Consider the following 19,416-nt stretch of genomic DNA (forward strand, 5'->3'; position numbering starts at 1 on the left):
TTATGCTTTAGTAATTTTTACGGCACATTTTTTGAAATCTGTTTGATTAGACAATGGACAAGTTGCATCTAGTGTAACTTTGTTTATATATACATTCTCATCAAACCAAGGCACATACACAAGGCCTTTAGAAGGTTTATTTCTACCACGAAAATCTACTCTAGCTTTTACTTTACCACGACGTGATTCTACCCATACGATATCACCTTGATTAATTTTCATAGCCTTAGCATCATCTTCATTCATATAACAAAGTGCTTCAGGTACTGCACGGAAAAGCTCAGGAACCCTCATGGTCATAGTTCCACTATGCCAATGCTCTAAAACCCTACCAGTACATAACCAGAATGGATATTCTTTGTTTGGTCTTTCAGGTGCTTTCATAAATGGTCTAAAGAAAATTTTCACTTTGTTTTTCAAGCTATATTTTTCTTTAGTTTGTGGAGCTAGTAAATCTCCTTTTGGTAATTCTTTAGCAAAATCACCATAAAACGCAAAGTCTGAATTTGGAGCGGCTTTTTTAGCATAATAGTCAAATTTAGTATTAAATCTCCACTGGGTTTCCTTGCCATTTACTACAGGCCACCTTAAACCTCTTACTTTATGATAAGTATCAAAATCAGCTAAATCATGTCCATGACCTAAGCCAAATTTGCGGTATTCTTCCCATAGATATTTTTGTACAAAAAATCCATAACCTTCAAATTCTTTACCGTCACTACCTATAACTTTTCTCTCATCACCAAATACTTCAGAATTATCAAATCCTTTTGCAATATTATCTTTAGCTTTAAAAGATTTTGCTTCTTTATTAGCAAATAATACATCATATAAAGTATCATCTTCGCTATAACCCATAGCTTTAGCTTCTTCTAAAACACTTGGTAGAGTAAGCTTATCATTTACCTTAGTTTCGCCCCAAACTTCTTTTAATTTAAAGCGTTTTGCAAATTCCATGATTTGCCAAGTATCACTCATAGCTTCACCTACAGGCAGCACTTGTTGCTTCCAGTGTTGAGTTCTTCTTTCAGCATTACCATAAGCACCCCATTTTTCATAAATCATAGCACTTGGTAAAATTAAATCTGCCACCTTAGCACTAATTCCTGGGTAACAATCACTCACAACGATAAAATTATCCATTTCTCTAGCCGCTGCTATCCAGTGATTTGCATTAGCTGTATTTTGCCAAGGATTATTTACTTGCACCCAAGCAAATTTGATATTTCCATCTTCTAAATCTCTCATAATTTTTAAGTATGGAGCACCTGGTTTAGGATTGATTGTTTTTGCAGGAATTTTCCAAATTTTTTCACTAATTTCTCTGTGTTTAGGATTTGCAACCACCATATCAGCAGGTAAACGATGCGAAAAAGTCCCTACTTCTCTTGCAGTTCCACAAGCACTTGGTTGTCCTGTTAATGAAAACGCACCACTTCCTGGCTTAGCTTGTTTACCAAGTAAAAAATGCACCATATAAGCTTGCTCATTTACCCAAGTACCTCTTGTGTGTTGATTAAAGCCCATAGTCCAAAAGCTTACAACTTTTCTATTTTTTTCTATATATAAATTTGCTAATTCTTGAAGTTTTTTCTTAAATTCTTCTATGCTTTCATCTTCATTACCCTTAGCAACTTTAGCAACATAATCAAGTGTATAAGGCTCTAAAGCTTTTTTGAAATCTTCAAATGAAATTTCCCAATGCGCATCAGGAGCATTTTGGTGTTTCATTTCAAATTTATCGCCTGCTTTTACACCCAAATAAGCCAAAGATACTGCTTCTTCTTCATCTACAATAATAGCATTTTGTTTTGCTACGGTATCTTTTTCACTTGCTTTAAATTTAGGATGATTTGGATTATTTCTCATTCCATAACCAATATCAGCATAACCTGTTGTAAAAATACAATGTTTTTCAATAAATTCTTTATCCATAGCTTCAGGATGATTATAAACAATCTCTCTAGCGATATAATTCCAAATAGCTAAATCAGTATTTGGTTTGAAAATGATTTCAGTATCTGCTATATGAGAAGTTCTATTAGAAAAAGTAGATAAATTTACGATTTTAACTTTATCTAAATTACTTAATTTTCTATCACTTACCCTTGACCATAAAATCGGATGCATTTCTGCCATATTTGCACCCCAAGTAATAATAGTATCAGTAAGCTCTATATCATCATAACAACCAGAAGGCTCATCAACCCCAAAAGTTTGCATAAAACCAACAACAGCACTAGCCATACAATGACGTGCATTTGGGTCTATATTGTTGGATCTAAAGCCAGCTTTTACTAATTTTGCAGCAGCATATCCTTCTTGTATAGTATATTGACCACTTGCAAAAATTCCAATCCCCTCAACACCTTTTTCTTTGTAGGCTTTTTTGAATTGTTTTTCCATTTCATCAAAAGCTCTTTGCCAAGAAACTTGTTGAAATTTTCCTTTTTTATCAAACTCACCTTTTGCATTTACACGAAGTAAAGGTGTTACTAAGCGATCTTCTCCATACATAATTTTTGCATTAAAATAACCTTTAATACAATTTAATCCACGATTTACCGGAGCTGCTGGGTCTCCTTTTACAGCGACAATTTTACCATCTAAACTTGCAACTAAAATTCCACAGCCTGTACCACAAAATCTACAAACAGCCTTATCCCAACGCCATTTATTCTCAGTATTTGCAAGTACACTACTTGGAACACTAAGGCCTGCAACACCACAAGCACTAGCAATAGCGGTATTTTTAATGAAGTCCCTTCTGTTCATTATATCCCTCGTTATTGTTTATTTATGTATATAAAGAATACATAAATAAAATATTACTATGATTAGTTTAAATTTAAATTATAATAGAGAATATTTTACAAGTATTTATAAATAGGAGTTTTTTAGTATTTTTTAATATTTTTTGCATATTATAAAACGCTAGTTAATTCTAGCGTTTTAATTGATTTACAATTCCAAGCATATCATCACTTGTAGTAATAGCTTTTGAGCCAGCTTCATAAGCTCTTTGCCCTGTGATAAGATCTGTCATTTCTTCTACAAGCTGAACATTACTAAGCTCTACAAAGCCATGTTTAATTACAGAAAATCCATTCTCTCCCGCTATACCTGCAATAGGCGCTCCACTTGCATCAGTTTCTACTAAAAGATTATCTCCCAAAGCATGCAAGCCCGCTGGATTAATAAAATTTACAAGCTCAATTTGACCTATTTGAGTTTCTGCTGTATTTCCTGGTTGCATAACAGAAACTGTTCCATCGCTTGCTACGTTAATAGCTGTAGCATCTTCAGGTATAGTCATTTCCGGCAAAAGTCTATAACCATCTGAATTTACTATATTTCCTTCAGCATCTTTAGTAAATTGACCATTTCTAGTATAAGCTATAGTTCCATCAGGCATTTGAATTTGAAAAAAGCCATTATTACCAGCAATTGCCATATCAAGACCTGAAGTTGAAGTTTGCTTTAAACTACCTTCACTAAAAATTTTACTCACAGCTGTCACTCTTGAGCCAAGACCCACTTCTATACCACTTGGGTGTTTTGTGGTACTTGAGGTTGAAGTACCTGCGTATTTCATCGTTTGATACATCAAATCTGCAAATTCTGCACGTGATTTTTTATAACCTACTGTATTAACATTTGAAATATTATTTGAAGTTACATCAATTTGTGTTTGTTGTGATACCATCCCTGATGCTGCTGTGTATAATGATCTTAACATTTTATCTATCCTTAGTTTTATTTAGTACTTGCTAATTTATTAATAGCTTCTTGATTTAAATCATCCATATGAGATGTCATAACTTTTTGATACATCTCAACCATTCTATTTGCTTCGATTAATCCTACCATTTCTGTAACTGGATTAACATTTGAACCTTGAGTAAAACCTTGCTTAATGGCATTTGAATTTGGCAAATCTCTAATTTTGTTTAAATTATCGATTTTATACATATTATCACCATCTTTTTGCAAATCTCTTAAATCATCAACTTGCGCTACGAATAATCTTGCTATATCTTGATTAGATGCACTGATGATTCCATTTTTATCCACATTAATAAAAGAAGTGGAATTTCCTATGCGTATGCCATCGTTTTCAGGATTGTTAAAATAATCACTGCTTAAAACTCTATACCCTTGGCGATTTACCAAATATCCCTCATCATCAAGCTGGAAATTTCCGTCTTGACTCAATCTTACCTCACCATTATTTGTTTTAATTAAATAAAAAGTATCCTCACGAGTAAGAGCTAAATCCAAAGGATTATGCGTCATTTTCATAGAACCTACGCTAAAATTTGTATAGACGTGATTAACTTGTGGAACCCTATCTATAGTTGTATTTACAAATCTTGCAGCATCTCTTGTATGATTTTGTATAGGTAACTCATCTTGAGTTTCTTTAAAAATCCTTTTAAAATCTGCAATAACAACATTATCTCTTTTATAGCCACTTGTATTTACATTTGCTAGGTTATTAGTTACAACATCTAAGCGATTAAACTGCGTAACCATAGCACCAGTAGCTTGATAATACCCATTTTGCATTGTTTTTCCTAACTAAAATCTTAATTTTCTACATGATAAAGCAAAAGCTGTTCCAAAATGTTTTTATTTGTTTTTAATTAATTTTTAGGCATAATATTTAGTTTTACACTCATTACTTAAATACAAGGAGTATCCATGGCTAATGAAACCAATGTTTTAGAAGAACTTTTCAAAGAAAATTCTAAAGATTATATCACATATGAAAAACTTGTCAAGTATTTTGCAAAACTTCCAAATGCAACAAGTGCAAAAAAAATCCGCGATTTAATGGATAAACATAAAGTAGAATTAATTTCTTCAGCTGAAATTGCTAAAAAAAGAAATTTAGAAGAAGCAAAAAAATTACAAGAAGAAAAACAAAAATTACAAGATACGAGTTTAGAAAATGAATTTGATTTAGCCAATGAAAACGATTTGCTTGAATGGAGTAGATCAGACTCTCCTGTTAGAATGTATTTAAGAGAAATGGGACAAATAGCTCTTTTAAACAAGGACGAGGAAGTTGAAATTTCTAAAAAAATTGAGCTAGGTGAAGATATTATTATTGATGCTTTTTGTTCTGTGCCTTATTTGATAGATTTTATACTTGATTATAAAGAACCTTTAATCAATAGAGAAAGAAGAGTAAAAGAGCTTTTTAAAAGCTTTGAAGATGATGATAAAAGTGATGATGATAAAAGTGATGATGAAATAGATTCTGAAGAAGAAAATGAAAACGAGGAAAATGAAAACTCAAGTGAAAAAAAACCTAAAAAAGCAAGTAAAAAAGAAGACGAAAGAACCTTAAAAGTTATAGAAAGTTTTAAGGCCTTAGAAAAAGCAAAAAAAGAATGGTTAAAAACCATATCTACTATTAATGCAGAAAAAAACGATGATGAATTGTTAGATAAACTCATAATTGCTTTTAAGAAAAATATATTAAAAGAAAAACTAATGGATCTAGGTCCAACTTCAAAACTTATCTCTGAAATCGTAAAATCCATGGAAACAGCTTTAAAAAGCGATGAGGAATTTGACAAAGAATTAAAACGCTTAGAATATCGCTTGCCAATGTTTTCAGAAGAATTAAAACAAAGACACCAAGATATCTTAAAAGATATCACCAAACTTAGCAAAGAAGAAATCGCTGAACGCGCACTAGAAACTACGATGGTAAGCACTTATATGGAGATTAAAAAACTCATTCAAACTAAAGAGGCTAGTCAAAATTCTTTTGATTTAGAAAAAGATCAACTAAAAGAAATTCTAGAGCAAATAAAACGCGGTAAAAAAATCTCAGATGAAGCTAAAACTAGAATGGCAAAATCAAATTTACGCTTGGTTGTAAGTATTGCTAAAAGATATACTAACCGTGGATTACCATTTTTAGATTTGATCCAAGAGGGCAATATAGGCTTAATGAAAGCGGTAGATAAATTTGAATACAAACGCGGCTATAAGTTTTCAACCTATGCAACTTGGTGGATTAGACAAGCCATTTCAAGAGCAATTGCCGATCAAGCAAGAACGATTAGAATTCCTATTCATATGATAGAAACTATTAATCAAATCAATAAAATCATTCGTGAATATTTACAAAAAGAAGGTAAAGAACCTGATGTAAGCATTATTGCTAAAGAAGTAGGACTTAGCGTAGATAAAGTAAAACAAGTGATTAAAATCACTAAAGAACCAATTTCTCTAGAAGCACCTATTAGCAATGAAGATGATGGTAAATTTGGAGATTTTGTAGAAGATAGAACTTCAATTTCACCTATGGATCACATCTTAAAAGATGATTTAAAAGAACAAATTGATGAAGTTTTAGATCAGCTTAATGACAGAGAAAAAGCTGTTATTAGAATGCGTTTTGGTTTAATGGATGATGAAAGTGATAGAACCTTAGAAGAAATCGGCAAAGAACTAAATGTCACAAGAGAAAGAGTAAGACAAATAGAAAGCTCAGCCATAAAAAAACTCAAACACCCAAAAGTTGGTAGAAAACTTAAAAATTATATAGAAGGTTGGAAATAATCCTTGCTAAAAAGCAAGGATTAGCTATCCCTAAAAAGCTTCGTTGCTAAATGTGCTGCTCTACTATGATCGGTATCTTTTTTCAAGGTATTAAAAATTCTACTAATATATTCTTCTAAAATTTGTTGAGAATTATTAATTTTTTCTGCTTCATTTAAAGTAATCTTACGATATCTTCCTTCACTGTTTAACTCATAAGCTAAATCATTATCGCTTAATTGTAGTTTTAAAATTTGGGCTAATTTTGCACGCGAATGCTCATCAAAAATAGGAGTCATTAATTCCAGTCTTCTTTCTAAATTTCTTGGCATCCAATCAGCGCTTGAAATAAAATAATTTGGCTCAGTGTGTTTAAAATATAAAATTCTAGCATGTTCTAAATATTTTCCAACTATACTTCTAACTTTTATATTTTCACTATACCCTTTTACTCCAGGTCTTAAACAACAAATTCCACGCACAATAAGATCTATTTTAACACCCTTATTTGAAGCCTCATATAAAGCTTTAATCACATCACCATCTACTAAAGCATTCATTTTGGCTATGATTACCCCATCTTTTCCATGACTTGCTTCTGTAGCTATCATATCTAAAATTCGTTCTTTGATTTGCTTTGGACTCATTGATAAAGTCTTTAATCGACGGCTTTTACTATATCCTGAAAGTATATGAAAAAAGGTTGTGGTATCTTGAGAGTATTCTTCTTTAGAAGTAAAATAACTCACATCAGTATAAATTTTAGCTGAACTTGCATTATAATTGCCTGTACTTAAATGATTATAAATTTTTAATTTATCCCCTTCTTTTCTAATCACTTGAGCTACTTTTGCATGCACTTTAAAACCAGTGATTCCATACACCACATGAGCTCCTGCATTTTCTAATGATTTTGCCCAGTGCAAATTATTTTCTTCATCAAAGCGTGCTTTTAATTCCACCATTACTGTAACTTGCTTACCATCACTGGCTGCATCAATTAAAGCTTGGACTATGTTTGAATTTTTTTCTACCCTATAAAGAGTCATTCTTATAGAAACAACCTTAGGATCTTTACTTGCTTCTTTGATAAATTGATACACAGGCTCAAAACTTTCATAAGGCTGTATAGCCAATATATCTTGTTTATCAATTGCACTAAAAATAGATACATTATCTCCAAAAGGTGGTAAAATCTTTGGTGTATACACAGGGTTTAATAAATGTGTAAATTCTTTATTAGAAATGATTTGCCACAGTGATGGTAAATTTAAAAGTATGCTGTATTCATAAATGTCTTTATGAAAAATATTCATATGAGAACTTAAAAATTCAATCAACTGCTCATCTGCGCCTTTTTCTATTTGCAAGCGTATAAAAGCACCTTTTCTACGAAGCTTTAAACCCTGCTCCAAAATCAACATAAAATCATCAGCTTCTTCTTCTTCTATTTCCATATCTGCATTTCTAGTTACTCTAAAAGCAGCAGATGATAAAAGCTTATAACCAGGAAAAATATGTTCAGTATGATGGCGCACTATACTTTCTATAGGCACATAAATATTAGAGCTTACTTGATAAAATCTTGGTAAAACCCTAGGTATACGTATCATACCAAATTTTAAAAGTTCAGGATGCATAGGATCACAAAGCTTTACCGCCAAAGAAAATGAAAGATTATTTAAATGCGGAAAAGGATGGGTTGCATCAACCGCAATAGGCACTATTACAGGAAAAATATTAGAGAAAAAATGCTCATTACATTGTTGTTTTAAATCCTCATCAAGTTCTTCATATAAACGAATAAACAAATTTTCTTTTTCTAAATCTTGAGTTATTTTAGTAAAATACTGCTCTACTACATATTTTTCTTCATGTAAATAATTTCTAATAGCTTTAAGCTGTGCAAGTGGTGTCATTTCATCATTACTTGCTGTGCTTATTCCTGCTATAAAAAGCTGTTTTAATCCAGCTACCCTTATCATATAAAACTCATCTAAATTTGTACAATATATAGCTATAAATTTAAGTTTTTCAAGCAAAGGAAGATCTTTAGAACATTGATCTAAAACACGGGAGTTAAATGCAAGCCAAGAAAGTTCTCTATTAATATACATTGATGGTTGAATTTGCATAATACACCTGCCTTATTTTCTAGTATGTAATATTTTAGTATTTCTTTTATTAAATTTTATTTTATTTTTATAATAGTAAATAAATTTATATAAAAAAATAATACTTTTTTTATCTTATTAAAAAAATTATAAATAAATAATAAATTTATATTTACTTTTTAAGATTTTATAGATAATATAATTATACTTAAGTTCTTGTAACTTAAACTTCATTCAAAGGAGAGACTTTGAAAAAAGCAAACTCAAAACTTTTTGCTGTTTTCCTCTTCTTGCTTGTAATTTTAGCAGGAGTTGGAATGTATACTTTCCATAATGCTAAAGGCACTTCTTATTTTAGCGATGCTAGTGAAAGCTGTAATAATTGTCATATTATGAACGAAGTTTATAATGATTATTTAAAAGCTTCACACTCTAAAGAAGTTGATGGTAAACCAAGAGCAACCTGTAATGATTGTCATTTACCACATAGCTTTTTTGAAAAATGGATTGCCAAAGCTCAAAGTGGTTTAGGACATGCTTATGCATTTACTTTTAAACTTGATTCTTTACCTACACATTTAAGTGCAAATGCAAAAAGTAAAGAAATAGTCCAAAATAACTGCATAGAATGTCATAAAGAAATTGCGAGCAACACTATCAACCCTACTCTAGATCCACACAAAGATAATTCCTTAAGTTGTGTATCTTGTCACCAAGGTGTTGGTCATAAGAGAGGATTTTAAATGAAAGGAGTAATTAATGAATAATAAAGGCATTTTATATAGTGCTATAAGTGCTACTATAGTAGCTATTGCGGGCGTATTGTGGTTAAATCAAGATATCACAGCTAAAACAAATGATTCAGTAGGTGGAATCATTTCTCAAGAAATTGTAAAACTTGGCGATGAAAACCCTACTTTTGATTATTGGGGAAAGAATTTTCCTGATTATTTAGATATGCATACAGCAGTGGAAAAACAAGCACCTAATGCAACAGAATTTGGTGGAAATTTAGCTTATTCAAAACTAATCCGCTATCCACAACTAACTGTTCTTTGGGCGGGTTATCCATTTAGCATTGATGCTAATGAAGAAAGAGGACACTTTTGGGTTCAAGTAGATCAAATGGATACAGCTAGAAATAACAAAGATTTCTTAAATGCACATGGCTTTGCAGGATTTGGTGGTCAACCAACAGCTTGTATGAATTGCCATAGCGGATGGACTCCTTGGCTTTTAAACAACACTGCAAAAGGTGATTGGGTAGCATTTAACTCTGCAAAATATTGGACTATGATTAAAACAGTTCCTGCAGTAAATGGAGCTAAAGAAAACTCACCTGAGCACAGTGGACCTCATGGCGGAAAAAGAATGGGTGTAACATGTGCAGATTGTCACAACCCAACAGATATGAGTTTAAGACTTACAAGACCGGCTTTAATCAAAGCATTAATTTCAAGAGGCTATGAGGCAGATGAAAAACAAGGCATTAAAGCTTCAAGAAGCGAAATGAGAACTTTAGTATGCTCTCAATGTCACGTTGAATACTACTTCAAACCAACAGGCACCAAAGTAAAAACTATCGGGGAAAGTATAGCTAACGATAGCTCTAAAAAATGGTGGAATGGTACTCAAAAAACTTATGATGAGTTTGATTCTTGGAGAGATGGAAATAAACCAATTGAAATTGAAGTTGATGGTATAGAACTAGCATTTCCATGGAGTGAGTGGAAAAAAGGTGAGCCATTTAGAATAGAAATGTTTGATGATTATTATGAAAAAAATAGAGAAAATTTCCCAAGTGATTGGGTTCATAAAATCACTAAAGCACCTATGTTAAAAATTCAGCACCCAGAAAGCGAGCTTTATAGTGGTGGAGTACATGCTGCAAATGGTGTAAGTTGCGCAGATTGTCACATGCCTTATATTAGAAAAGGTGCAAAAAAAGTTACCAGCCATAACATCACCTCGCCTTTAGTTGATATTAATTCAGCTTGTAAAACTTGCCATACTCAAAGCGAAAGCTATCTAGCTAAACAAGTAAAAGATATTCAAAATTCAATAGCTCATGATTTAAGAACAGCTGAATATTCTTTAGTAAGCTTGATTAAAGATGTAGAAACTATTCGCGCAGAGCTTGGAAAAATGCCTAAATTCCAAACTAATGGCAAAGCAGATGATGCTAAAATTTCAGCTGAATTAAAAGAAGTATTAGAACTTCATAGAAAATCTCAAGTAAGAGCAGACTTTGTAGGTGCTGAAAACTCAACAGGATTCCACAATCCTAGAGAAGCTTCAAGAATGCTTTTACAATCAGTTGATATGTCAAGACAAGGACAAACTAAATTAGTAGAAATTGCGGCCAAAAATGGTATTAAAGATTTCAAAACTTCAAATTTAGGTTTTGAAGATATTCAAAAATTAAATCCAGGTGAAATTCACTATAAAGTAGATCTAAATGGCAACAAAGCAGGAGATCGCTACTATAAACACCAAGAAGTAAATGGTAATCCACCAGCAAAACTTCTTGAAGATGATAAAAATCTAAAACCTTATAATTATAAAGTAATAGATTAATCAAACTAAACCCTCATAATCGAGGGTTTATTCTTTTATCAAACTTACATCCTCACCTTTTAAAATTTTATTCATAGTGTTCATAGCACACATTTTTCCACACATTGAACAAGAATTAAGTTCCTCAGGCTTTCTTTCATTAAACATTTTCTTAGCCTTTTCTCCATCAATTGCCAATTTAAACATTTTTTCCCAATCAATATCTTGTCTAGCTTTACTCATTTCATCATCTATTTTTCTTTCTTTAGGAAGTTTGGCTATATCTCCTGCATGAGCTGCTATTTTAGTCGCTACTATACCATCTCTTACATCTTCTAAATTTGGAAGTCTTAAATGCTCAGCAGGGGTTACATAGCAAAGTATATCAGCACCAGCTGCTGCTGCAACTGCTCCGCCGATTGCTCCACTTATATGATCATATCCTGCACCTATATCAGTAACCAATGGTCCTAAGACATAAAAAGGCGCGCCGTTGCAAATTCTTTTTTCAAGTTGCATATTAGCTTCTATTTCGTTAATAGCCATATGGCCAGGTCCTTCTATCATTACTTGCACATCTTGAGCCCATGCTCTTTTAGTTAATAACGAAAGTTCGATAAGTTCAGCAATTTGAGCTCCATCACTTGCATCATGAGTACAACCAGGTCTTAGCGCATCGCCCAAAGAAAGTGTCACATCAAATTCCTTACATATAGCGAGTAAATCATCATAATATTCATAGAATGGATTTTCAGCATCATTCATTTGCATCCAAGCATAAAGAACTGAACCTCCTCTTGAAACTATATTAGTAATCCTATCACACTCTTTAAAAACCCTAGCAGCACGAGAATTTATCCCTGCATGAATTGTCATAAAATCCACTCCACTTTTAGCGTGATGATATACTACATCTAAAAAATCTTTTGCCTTAATATCTTTTAAATCTTTTTCTAAAAATCCAACCGCATCATAAACAGGCACAGTGCCTATCATAGCTTTTGAAGTAGCAATTAACTCATCTCTAAAACGACTAGTTTTACCATAATTACTAAGATCCATAATAGCTTCTATATTAAATTTATGAGCCAATTCTACTTTTTTCATTTCTTCACTATAATCTACACAATCATTTGAAACACCTAAATTTACATTTACCTTTGTTTTAAGTCCATAGCCAATACCATTTGGGTCTAGTGCTTTATGGTTGATATTTGCAGGAATGATAATTTTTCCACATGCTATATTTTCAAGCAAAAAATCTTCACTTACTTGCTCTTTTTGCGCAACAATTTGCATTTGTTTTGTAAAAATTCCTTCTTTTGCATAAGACATTTGAGTTTTCATTTAAATTTATCCTTAAAATAAAATTTGGATAAATGAAGGGTATGTGAGTAGTTGATAAATTATCCCAACGCTAGCATTACCTAGTTCTGGTGCGGTCTAAGCTTTTAGCTTACTCTCAGCCTGTATCACAAGCTCCCGTCATTTATGCAAAGCAAGTATAGCAATAAATACAAAACAAAGTTTATTTTTTTATTTGATTTTTAGCTTGCTTGCTAAAATGTAACAATTCTTCGGTAGTTTTTATATAAAAAGGAATTTTTTTAAGACAGTATTTTAAAATTTCACTTGCAGCCAAAGCATCACTTAAGGCTCTATGATGCTTACTTTCAATGCACAAAAACTCTTTTAGCGCATCAAGACCGTATTTTGGACTTTCAATACACTTTTTAGCTAAATCAATAGTACATAATCTTCTATTTAAAAGCACCCCAAAATCATTTTCATACATAGCTTTAGATATAAAATGATAATCAAAACGCACATTGTGTGCTACAAAAATACTATCTTTTAAAAATAATTTAAAATCATTTAACACAGTTTTTAAAGAAGGTGCATTTTCTACCATATCCAAACTAATCCCGGTTAATTCTGTAATATTTTCAGGTATGCTTTCTACTTTTATAAAACTCTCAAATCTATCAATTTCTTTATAATTTTGAATTTTAACCGCACCTATTTCTAAAATTTGACCACTTTTTATCCCACCAGTGCTTTCAATATCTACTACACAAAAAATCTCATCTTTTATTTTTGTATTTTTACTTTTTAAGCACAAGCAATTTTGCGCATTAAGCTCCACTCCTAGTCCTAAAAGCTCAAAAATATATAAATCAAAGTCATAATGATTTAATTCTTCTATTTTTGCAAGTTCTTTTAAAACCCAAGGAAAAGGTTTGTTTTCTTTGCTTAGCTTGATGATTAAATCATCGATTTGTTGTTGGCTCAAAATTCAAGCTTTAAAGAATTAATTGCTGTTTTTTTATCTTGCGAGGAAAAGATATAACTACCTGCGACTAAAATATCAGCTCCTGCTTCATCTAAATCAGGCGCATTTAAACCATTTACCCCACCATCTACTTCTATAAAAACTTTAAGATTTTTCCTATCTATCATTTCTCTTAACTGTCTAATTTTATCATACACTAAAGGTAAAAAATTTTGCCCGCCAAAGCCTGGATTAACACTCATTAAAAGCACCATATCTACAAATTCTAAAATATGCTCTATACTTGAAACTGGAGTATGTGGATTTAAAACAATAGCAGGATGAATACTATTTTTTCTTATATACTCACACACCCTAATAGGATGACTTTCAGCTTCTAAATGAAAACTAATAAATTTTGGCTTTATTGGGATAAATAAATCTACAAAACTACTAACATTATGCACCATTAAATGCACATCTAAAGGCACTGAAGTAATTTTTGAAATATTTTCAATCACACAAGGACCAAAAGTAAGATTTGGTACAAAATGCCCATCCATCACATCAATGTGTAACAAATCAGCCCCTGCTTCACACACATCTTTAATCTCATTTTCCAAATTTAAAAAATTTGCAGACAATAAACTTGGTGCTACATACATTTTATATCTCCAATAAAAGTAAAAAATAATTTTATCATACTTATTATCAAATTTTCTTTATGTATTTTTGATAATATTTGATTTTTTTAAGCTTGTTTTAGATACAATGCTAAAAATTATTTTTATTTCATAAGGAAAATTTATGTCAAGAATTTGCCAAATTACAGGAAAAGGACCTATGGTAGGTAACAATGTTAGCCATGCTAACAATAAAACAAAAAGACGCTTTTTGCCAAATTTAAGAACAGTTCGTATTACTTTAGAAGATGGAACTACTAGAAAAGTTAGAGTTGCTGCTTCAACTTTAAGAACACTTAAAAAGCAAAGTAGTAAATAATCCTTAATGTAAATGAGGAATTACTATGTCTTTTTTAAAAAAGCTACAAAAATTCCTCAATTGGTCTCCCTCTCCAAAACCTTCAATTAATCTCAATGATGAGCTTTATGAGCAACTTAAATTTTTAAGAATTCCTCTTATTGCCGTTGTTGTTATGACATTAATTGGGGCTTTTGGTTATATGCTCACAAGTAATTACAACCTTAACGATGCTATTTATCAAGCCGGTATGACTTTTACCACTTTGGGTTATACTGAAGTTAATCCCATACCAACAGCGGGTAGAATTTTTACTGTTGTATATGTACTATTAACTTTTACAATATTTACTTTTTGTATGGGTTTAGTAATAGAAATAGTAAAAAAAGGTGTTTTGTCTAAAATTATCAAGGAAAGAAGAATGCTGCATAAAGTTGCAAGATTAAAAAATCATTTTGTAATATGCTACCATAATGATTTTACCATAGAATTAGCACAGCAATTTAGAGAAAATCATATTCCTTTTGTTGTGGTTGATGAAGTTGAAAATTTCAGCGAGATTGCTGAAAAATATAATTATCCTTATTATATAGAAAGCGCACCTCATACTAATACAGCCTTTTTAAAAACCAATCTTTCTAGCGCAAAAGGCGTAATAACCCTTAGTAATAACATAGCAGATAATATTGCTATCATTGCCTCAGTAAGATTATTTGAAAAAGAACTACAAAGAATTAATCCTTATTTTATACTAGCTAGCTCAAGCAACGAAGATGAAACAGAAAAACTTAAAAAACTTGGAGCAAATTCTATTGTTTCTGCTACAAAATTAGTTGCACAAAGACTTAGTGCGATGTCAGCAAGACCAGATATGGAAAATTTATTAGAAAATTATCTTTATAAAAAAAATAGCCCTATTGATTTAGAAGAGGTTAAAATTCCTGATGAATCATGGGTGAGATTTAAAAGATTAAAAGAAATTCATTTAAGAGATATGGCAAACGTAAGTATAGTAGGAATTTTAGAAAATAAAAAATTCACACCTATGCCAAGAGGTGATACTTTAATAGGTACTGGAGCAAAATTATTAATCGTAGGTACAGCAGATAGCATAAAAATAGCCAAAAAGATTATAAAAAACAAGCAAAAACCTGATGAGTTAAAATATATTTAACTTATTTTAAGCTATAATCAAATATTAATTTTAAAAAGGAGGCTTATATGCTACATGAATTTAGAGATTTAATTACTGAGCTAAAAGGTAAAGACATGCACTTTGATAAATTGTTTGAAGAGCACAATGAACTTGATCACAAAATCAAAGACGCAGAAGAAGGTAGAATTCATCTAGATAGCTTGGAAATTGCAAATCTTAAAAAAGAAAAACTAAGATTAAAAGATGAGCTAAACACTTATTTATCAAATTATAAAAAATAATTTCTTTCTAATTTTAACTTTCAAGGAAAAACTATGTTTGGAAAAAAAAGTCAATCAAAACAAGACTTTGAAGATTTACAAAATAAAATCAAAGAACTAGAAGAAGAAAACAAAAAACTTCTTTTAGAAAAACAAGAATTAATCGAAAAATACGAAAAGCAACTTCAAGAAGATTGTGGGAAAACTGCACTTGAAACTCGTCTTTTGGAGATGTTATTAACTGGAGTGTTAAAAGGCATTTCAAATGTACAAGGCGATATGCAAGAAAATGTAAATAAAGCTGAAATGATTTCCCAGTATTCTGACTCATCATTAAAAGATATGCAAGAATTAAATGCAATAACCCACTCTATCATATCTTCACTTCAAAGCATTATTGAATCAGCTAACCGTTCAAGAGATACAGCAGGTAATTTACACCGCAGTGTTGATGAAATCACTAATGTTATTAACTTAATCAAAGATGTATCTGATCAAACTAATCTTTTAGCACTAAATGCCGCAATTGAAGCTGCTAGAGCAGGAGAACACGGCAGAGGCTTTGCTGTTGTTGCTGATGAAGTTAGAAAACTTGCTGAAAAAACACAAAAAGCGACCTCTGAAGTAGAATTAAATATTAATCTATTAAAGCAAAATGCAGATGAAATGTATGGACAAAGTGAACAAGTAGAAAAAGTATCATTAGAATCAAATGAACATATTATAAAATTCTCTAGTAATTTTGCTCAATTAATCTCTAATGCAAATTCAACTAGCTCGCACGCTAAACGTATTGCTTCTGAAATTTTTGTTTCCTTAGCAAAATTAGATCATGTTGCTTTTAAATTAAATGGTTATAATGAAATCATTCATGCTTCAGGTAAAGCACTCTCTGATCATTTGAGTTGTAGACTTGCAAAATGGATTGCAGGTGTGGGCAAAGAAAGATTTTCTAGCGGAAGAGCTTTTGGTAAGTTAAATTTACCACACCAAAAGGTGCATGAAAATATCAACCAAGCCGTTGCCTTAGCACATAATGAAAATACAGGCAATGAATTAGTTCAAAATCAAATTCTAGATAAATGCTCAAATGCTGAAAAAGCCTCTGAAGATTTATTTGTAATCTTTAAAGAAATGCTTGATGAAAAAGACCCAAACATTGAAAATAAAGAAGAAAAATAAAGGTAAGGTTAATTCTTACCTTTAAACCACAAATACGCATATTCAAGTAAAGGGGTTTTGATAGGATTTTCTTTAGAAAATTTTTCAAAGTCTTTTCTTTTTATCCATACTGCTTGAATATCCTCTCCATCAATTCCACCACCATGACCAGTTTTATCATCTTCGGTAATTTCAGCATAAAATAAAAACTGTCTACTTACACCTGAACCAAAACCTGTATAAAACTCTCCTATTTTTTCTACAACCTTAGGAGTATAACCTAGCTCTTCAATACATTCTTCTTTAGCTATTTCGTCTAAACTCAAATTTTTATCAACAAGTCCTGAACAAAGCTCTATGCTAAATCCCATCTCATCTAATTTTAAGTTATTACGTTTTTGATAATCCCATAAAGGAATTCTAAATTGTTTTACAAAGACAAAAGAATCTTTTTGAGTATGATATAAAAAAACAGAAACACTATCTAATGCTTCTATAAAATCCCAAGTATATTTTTTATTATCTTTGCCTATATAAGTATATCTTTTAGGTTTAATGTATTTTGAGTTGGAAAATCGCTCTTCTTGTAAGTTTTTCATGTAAAATCCTTATAATTTTACATCTATTATAACAAAAATAAAAATCAGTGCAGAAAAATAAAAAAAAGAGTGAGTTGCTTTATATAAAAAGCAACTCAAAAGCAACAAAAAGATGGTATTACATCATACCACCCATGCCTCCCATACCGCCCATGCCACTCATATCAGGCATAGCAGGTTTATCCTCTTTGATTTCACTAATTGTAGCTTCAGTTGTTAAAAGCATACTAGCTACTGAAACTGCATTAAGTAAAGCCACTCTTTCTACTTTAACAGGATCAATAATACCGCTTTCAAGCATATTTACATATTCACCTTTTGCAGCATCAAAACCGGTATTTTCTTCTTTACTATTTTCTACTGTATTAACAACTACACCAGCATCAAATCCAGCATTTTCAGCAATTTGTCTTAAAGGTGCTCTTAAAGCTCTTTCTACAATAGCAGCACCAATAGCCTCATCACCTTGCAAATTCAAGCTGATTTTTGATTTTGCTTTGATTAATGCAGCACCACCGCCTATTACTATACCTTCTTCAACAGCAGCTTTTGTAGCGCTTAATGCATCATCAACTCTATCTTTTTTCTCTTTCATTTCAGTTTCCGTAGCAGCACCAACTTTAATTACAGCTACACCGCCACTTAATTTAGCAAGTCTTTCTTGTAATTTTTCTCTATCATAATCTGAGCTTGTTTCAGCAATTTGAGCTTTAATTTGGTTGATTCTTGCATCAATATTTGCTTTTTCACCTGCACCATTTACAATAGTTGTATTATCTTTGTCAATAATCACGCTTGAAGCTTGACCTAAATCTTGGATACTAGCACTTTCTAAAGTTCTTCCAAGCTCTTCAGAAATCACTTCACCACCTGTTAAAATAGCAATATCTTCAAGCATAGCTTTTCTTCTATCACCAAAACCAGGAGCTTTAACTGCTGAAATATTTAAAACACCTCTTAATTTATTTACAACTAAAGTTGCTAAAGCTTCACCTTCAATGTCTTCAGCTATAATTAAAAGTGGTTTTCCTGTTTTTTGAATTTGCTCTAAAATTGGTAACAAATCTTTTAAATTAGCAATTTTTTTATCAAATAACAAAATAAAAGGATTTTGCAATTCAGCTGTCATTTTTTCAGTATTTGTAATGAAATATGGGCTTAAATAACCTCTATCAAATTGCATACCTTCAACCACATTTAATTCATCATTGATTGATTTTGCTTCTTCAACAGTGATAACACCATCTTTTCCAACTTTTTCCATAGCATCAGCGATTAAATTTCCGATTTTCTCATCTGAATTTGCAGAAATTGTTGCAACTTGAGCGATTTCTTTTTTGTCTTTAACTTCGCGAGAAAGTTTTTTAAGCTCAGCCACTATAGCTTCACAAGCTTTATCCATACCTCTTTTAACTTCGATAGGATTAGCACCTGCTGTGATATTTCTTAAACCTTCTTTAAAAATAGCATGCGCTAAAACTGTTGCCGTTGTTGTTCCATCGCCTGCTTGATCAGCTGTTTTACTAGCTACTTCTCTAACTAAAGAAGCACCCATATTTTCTAAAGAATCTTTTAATTCTACTTCTTTAGCCACACTCACACCATCTTTTGTGATAGTTGGAGCACCAAAACTTTTTTGAATTAATACATTACGACCACGTGGTCCCATAGTAACTTTTACTGCATCATTAAGTTTTTTAACACCTTCATAAAGTTTATTTCTTGCTTCATCTGAAAAAAATATTTCTTTTGCCAT

16 protein-coding genes and 1 riboswitch are annotated in these 19,416 nt (G+C 31.5%); of the genes, 7 read left to right on the forward strand and 9 right to left on the reverse strand.

The window, feature by feature from the left end; all coding sequences use genetic code 11:
• From napA to L8V79_RS00705, 3 genes are all read right to left on the reverse strand, one after another.
• Complete coding sequence (gene napA / locus L8V79_RS00695; RefSeq protein WP_263702121.1) at positions 1 to 2,775, reverse strand: periplasmic nitrate reductase subunit alpha; 2,775 nt, start codon at positions 2,773 to 2,775, stop codon at positions 1 to 3.
• 169 nt (positions 2,776 to 2,944) lie between these two features.
• Positions 2,945 to 3,739 (reverse strand): flagellar basal-body rod protein FlgG, encoded by a 795-nt coding sequence (gene flgG, locus L8V79_RS00700; RefSeq protein WP_039626513.1) that lies wholly within the window; start codon positions 3,737 to 3,739, stop codon positions 2,945 to 2,947.
• A 17-nt stretch (positions 3,740 to 3,756) separates the two neighbouring features.
• Complete coding sequence (locus L8V79_RS00705; protein ID WP_039668554.1) at positions 3,757 to 4,569, reverse strand: flagellar hook-basal body protein; 813 nt, start codon at positions 4,567 to 4,569, stop codon at positions 3,757 to 3,759.
• 135 nt (positions 4,570 to 4,704) lie between these two features.
• On the opposite strand from L8V79_RS00705, the gene rpoD reads away from it, so the two are divergent.
• Positions 4,705 to 6,582 (forward strand): RNA polymerase sigma factor RpoD, encoded by a 1,878-nt coding sequence (rpoD, locus tag L8V79_RS00710; RefSeq protein WP_263678759.1) that lies wholly within the window; start codon positions 4,705 to 4,707, stop codon positions 6,580 to 6,582.
• 20 nt (positions 6,583 to 6,602) lie between these two features.
• Here rpoD and L8V79_RS00715 read toward each other — a convergent pair whose 3' ends face one another.
• Positions 6,603 to 8,696, reverse strand: a complete 2,094-nt coding sequence (locus tag L8V79_RS00715) for an RNA degradosome polyphosphate kinase (RefSeq protein WP_263682097.1) — start codon at positions 8,694 to 8,696, stop codon at positions 6,603 to 6,605.
• A 227-nt stretch (positions 8,697 to 8,923) separates the two neighbouring features.
• On the opposite strand from L8V79_RS00715, the gene nrfH reads away from it, so the two are divergent.
• Positions 8,924 to 9,418, forward strand: a complete 495-nt coding sequence (gene nrfH, locus L8V79_RS00720; RefSeq protein ID WP_012661729.1) for a cytochrome c nitrite reductase small subunit — start codon at positions 8,924 to 8,926, stop codon at positions 9,416 to 9,418.
• A gap of 16 nt (positions 9,419 to 9,434) precedes the next feature.
• On the forward strand, positions 9,435 to 11,252 hold the full coding sequence (locus L8V79_RS00725; protein ID WP_263702123.1) for an ammonia-forming cytochrome c nitrite reductase subunit c552: 1,818 nt from the start codon (positions 9,435 to 9,437) through the stop codon (positions 11,250 to 11,252).
• A gap of 27 nt (positions 11,253 to 11,279) precedes the next feature.
• Here L8V79_RS00725 and thiC read toward each other — a convergent pair whose 3' ends face one another.
• The 3 genes from thiC to rpe all read right to left on the reverse strand — a co-directional run bounded on the left by thiC (position 11,280) and on the right by rpe (position 14,168).
• The gene (thiC, locus tag L8V79_RS00730) at positions 11,280 to 12,578 is read right to left on the reverse strand and encodes a phosphomethylpyrimidine synthase ThiC (protein WP_258107586.1); all 1,299 of its coding nucleotides are present in this window, start codon (positions 12,576 to 12,578) and stop codon (positions 11,280 to 11,282) included.
• A gap of 44 nt (positions 12,579 to 12,622) precedes the next feature.
• Positions 12,623 to 12,727: riboswitch (TPP riboswitch) on the reverse strand.
• Between the two features lie 32 nt (positions 12,728 to 12,759).
• Positions 12,760 to 13,524: a 3'-5' exonuclease gene (locus L8V79_RS00735; RefSeq protein ID WP_257396772.1), complete on the reverse strand. Its 765-nt coding sequence runs from the start codon at positions 13,522 to 13,524 to the stop codon at positions 12,760 to 12,762.
• A complete protein-coding gene (gene rpe, locus L8V79_RS00740) occupies positions 13,521 to 14,168 on the reverse strand; it encodes a ribulose-phosphate 3-epimerase (protein WP_263702127.1) in 648 nt (215 codons plus the stop codon). The genes L8V79_RS00735 and rpe overlap by 4 nt, the downstream gene beginning before the upstream one ends.
• Before the next feature lie 142 nt (positions 14,169 to 14,310).
• Between rpe and rpmB the strand changes: the two genes are divergently transcribed.
• From rpmB to L8V79_RS00760, 4 genes are read left to right on the forward strand one after another with little or no spacing between them, the layout of a single operon-like run.
• Complete coding sequence (gene rpmB, locus L8V79_RS00745) at positions 14,311 to 14,505, forward strand: 50S ribosomal protein L28 (RefSeq protein WP_012661734.1); 195 nt, start codon at positions 14,311 to 14,313, stop codon at positions 14,503 to 14,505.
• A gap of 25 nt (positions 14,506 to 14,530) precedes the next feature.
• Positions 14,531 to 15,658 carry a potassium channel family protein gene (locus tag L8V79_RS00750; RefSeq protein WP_263678769.1) on the forward strand — a complete coding sequence of 376 codons (1,128 nt, stop codon included), beginning with the start codon at positions 14,531 to 14,533 and terminating at the stop codon, positions 15,656 to 15,658.
• A 47-nt stretch (positions 15,659 to 15,705) separates the two neighbouring features.
• Positions 15,706 to 15,921: a YdcH family protein gene (locus tag L8V79_RS00755; protein ID WP_012661736.1), complete on the forward strand. Its 216-nt coding sequence runs from the start codon at positions 15,706 to 15,708 to the stop codon at positions 15,919 to 15,921.
• A gap of 33 nt (positions 15,922 to 15,954) precedes the next feature.
• Entirely contained in the window at positions 15,955 to 17,082 is a 1,128-nt protein-coding gene (locus tag L8V79_RS00760) for a methyl-accepting chemotaxis protein (RefSeq protein ID WP_263663110.1), read from the forward strand.
• Positions 17,083 to 17,090: 8 nt separating this feature from the next.
• On the opposite strand, the gene L8V79_RS00765 is transcribed toward L8V79_RS00760, so the two are convergent.
• The gene (locus tag L8V79_RS00765) at positions 17,091 to 17,660 is read right to left on the reverse strand and encodes an NUDIX domain-containing protein (RefSeq protein ID WP_263678772.1); all 570 of its coding nucleotides are present in this window, start codon (positions 17,658 to 17,660) and stop codon (positions 17,091 to 17,093) included.
• 118 nt (positions 17,661 to 17,778) lie between these two features.
• On the reverse strand, positions 17,779 to 19,416 hold the full coding sequence (gene groL, locus L8V79_RS00770) for a chaperonin GroEL (protein WP_070256698.1): 1,638 nt from the start codon (positions 19,414 to 19,416) through the stop codon (positions 17,779 to 17,781).

Origin of the sequence: Campylobacter sp. IFREMER_LSEM_CL2194, from assembly GCF_025771685.1 — a bacterium.
GTDB lineage: Bacteria > Campylobacterota > Campylobacteria > Campylobacterales > Campylobacteraceae > Campylobacter_D.